This window comes from Vibrio sp. D173a (assembly GCF_030248475.1).
Genome location: NZ_JAHGAH010000672.1, coordinates 1 through 2,809, shown reverse-complemented (window position 1 = coordinate 2,809; position 2,809 = coordinate 1). Strand labels below are relative to the sequence as shown.

The 2,809-nt window shown below is 45.6% G+C and carries 3 protein-coding genes; all 3 read right to left on the bottom strand.

Features of this window, described 5'->3' with window-relative positions:
• Window positions 1–27: 27 nt before the first annotated feature.
• Window positions 28–1,038: a DUF1254 domain-containing protein gene (locus KIV40_RS28395; RefSeq protein ID WP_285352561.1), complete on the bottom strand. Its 1,011-nt coding sequence runs from the start codon at window positions 1,036–1,038 to the stop codon at window positions 28–30.
• 179 nt (window positions 1,039–1,217) lie between these two features.
• On the bottom strand, window positions 1,218–2,051 hold the full coding sequence (locus tag KIV40_RS28390; protein WP_285352559.1) for a LysR family transcriptional regulator: 834 nt from the start codon (window positions 2,049–2,051) through the stop codon (window positions 1,218–1,220).
• 144 nt (window positions 2,052–2,195) lie between these two features.
• Window positions 2,196–2,809, bottom strand: a 614-nt coding sequence (locus tag KIV40_RS28385; protein WP_285352557.1) for an arginine deiminase-related protein, incomplete at its 5' end; no start/stop codon positions are given.

Sequence of the window (2,809 nt, the reverse complement as noted above, 5' to 3'; positions counted from 1 at the left end):
AATTGCTATTGAATCGATGCGATAGCATCACTTAACAGGTACTGCCACTGGCAGCGTGTAAGATTCCATTTCATCAAGCTTTGGCTCGTAGACTCGAACCAAGAAGTTCCAACCTTCCGTCACTGGCAAATGGTTTTTCACACCTTTAACACCGTCACAATCACCAAAGTGCACAGTAAAGGTATTGTCTGAATTGAACTGAATGTTGTTCTTGTTCAGGATTGCCTTCTCGTTCATCATCCAGCCTTCTGAGCCATACATGGTGATTGAGAAGAATCCATTACGAGTATCATCGTTGTAGAATGGAGGGGCTTCATAAGTGGCGACGCTACATGCAGTCGAACCACCATCGTGGGTATACCCAACGTATTGAGCAGCAGCATCCGGCAGTAAACCCCAGCCTGTTGCGGTTCCTAGGCGATGCATCAATGGATTGATCTCTCCGCGAGCACCTTGCATGTCATTCAAAGAGCCAATTCTCGAGCTCACTTCATCAAACATTGCGCGCCAAGCTAGCAGTTCGTCGCGGTCGTATTGAGGTTGCACATATGGCGTCTTTGAGTAACTTTCAACAACCAGTCCATCTTGGATTCGATGCACTTCTTTTATGTCGTCAGGGTTATTCGCATCAACCTCTGTGCGCACAACGATCATGCCGTGAGTCTGCTCTGGGTCGGCATCAATCTTATGCGTACCTGCGGTGCTAAATACTTGGTTGATATAGTGATCACCAAGAACCACCATGACAGAGATATAACGATCACCAAGGTCAGGAATCGTAATTTCGCCGCCTTTACTCAAATCAGTAACGAAACCACTGTAGAGCGTATCTTGGTTCATTCTGACAACGGTTTGATTATCTAGCGGTGTGATAGCGCGGAAGTGAAAGAAGTTATTATCACCAGCAAGGCCAGCGATACGGCTCATTGCTTCATGTGTCTCCATCACTTCATAATTGTCGTAAGTAATTTCGATATTGTCGGCGTAGGCGCCACAGGAAAGAGCAGCAAGTGTTGCTGCTACCGCTGTTTTTTTCATGTTTTCATCCTCAAAAATAACCCAAATCGGATGACAGGTTTTACGCTGCATCGTTGATGTGGTTAATGTATTAAGGAATGATTATCGGTAGTAGACAGGCGCAGTGATGCTCTACATAAATAGCGTTTATGTAGAGAACAATCTATTCAAAAGAGAAGATGGGAGAGGTAGACGAGCGTTTATATATCACCGAGGAGCTTAAGGATCTGGGCTCTCACCTGTTTGTGATGATGATTATCTTGGTACTTTTTGTGGTACACCAAATCTATCTGAATGGGAGCAATTGAAAAAGGTACCGCGACCTTTTTTAAACCCAAAATTTCGATCAAAGGATCGTTACCATTCGTGGCACAGATAGCATCAGAGTCACGCACACATAGCAGCATCGAACTTGGGCTTGTCACCTGCTTGACGATTTTTCTTGGCAGATTCATCCCTGTGAGTTTTTCCATACCTGATACTTCATGTTGAGAGTAGGTAAGAGTCACGTGTTCGAGGTCATTAAACTCCTCTAAGGTTACCGAATCATCTATCCAAGGATGATCTTCTCGGCACACATACGCCAATTCAACATCTTGAAGATGCTCATAAACAAAAGACTGCTCTTTATCTTGCTTAAAGCGGGACTCAATCGCCATGTCGATCTTATCGTGACGTAAGTGGTCAAGAACTAGATACTCAGACAACGGGTTTTCAATCAACTTCACCCCTTCAATCACTGGCAGCTGAATCACGATGTGTTCGGGAGCGTAGACAGTGAACTCTCTGGGTTTATCCAGCGCTAACTCAAGCCTGTGTTCTATCTCTTTAAAGTGTTCAGCAAAGGCATGGGCATCAGATGTGGGTTCAAGCCTGCGACCATGACGAACAAACAACGCTTTGCCCAACTGTTGTTCTAAGCGTTTGATGCTCGCAGACATGGCTGGCTGGGTAACGTCGAGAACGTCAGCAGCCTGAGTAATACTGTTGAGTTCGTAAACACGTAAGAAAGGGATAATGAGATTTAAGTCCATACATTCCAGCCGTTAGTGGTTAAGTCGAGCCGCCGCTTGGTAACTCTTTAAGTGTTCGGGAAGAAGTTACACCCTAAAACAAAAATACCACCCTTTAACAAAGAGTGGTATTGAATAACTCAAACAAACATAGTGAAAGCAGGACTATAGGCGATTCACTCGTGTAGGTAGGAACACCTCACCAAGCATGCAGCGTACTGAGCCACCGCCGATATCTTCGATGGTCTTCACGTTGAATGGCAGCAGTTTACCGTGCGTCGCTAGCTGAGCGCGTTGTGCGGGAGAAAACGCGTCAAAAGCTGACTGCGACATCGCAATCACTTTATCGCCATTCACGGTTTCAAGCTGAAGGATGTTGCCGCAAAAACGGTTCATCTGATCAATCGAAATCGAGATAACCTGCTTGTCTTTCGCAAGGGACTTCACGACAAAGCGACGCTCAAACTCAGGAATCACTTCATCACAGATCACGCAGAAATTGTCACCAATCGCCATCATCACGTTGGTGTGATAAATCGGGTGGCCTGATGGTAATGCCGTTTGGAAAGAAACCACTCGCGAGTAACCAATGCGCTTAGCGTAATCTTCCAGTACTTCTCTATCACAGCGTTGAGAAAGGGCGGGATAGATGGTCTTGTTGATATGGTCGATCACCATAACGCCAGTGCTTTCAAGGTAAGCACCCTGCTGTAAATAAGATTCAAGCGTGTCCACATGGTTCACGATGCGACCCGAGGCTTCAAGAGCTTCAATGAGAG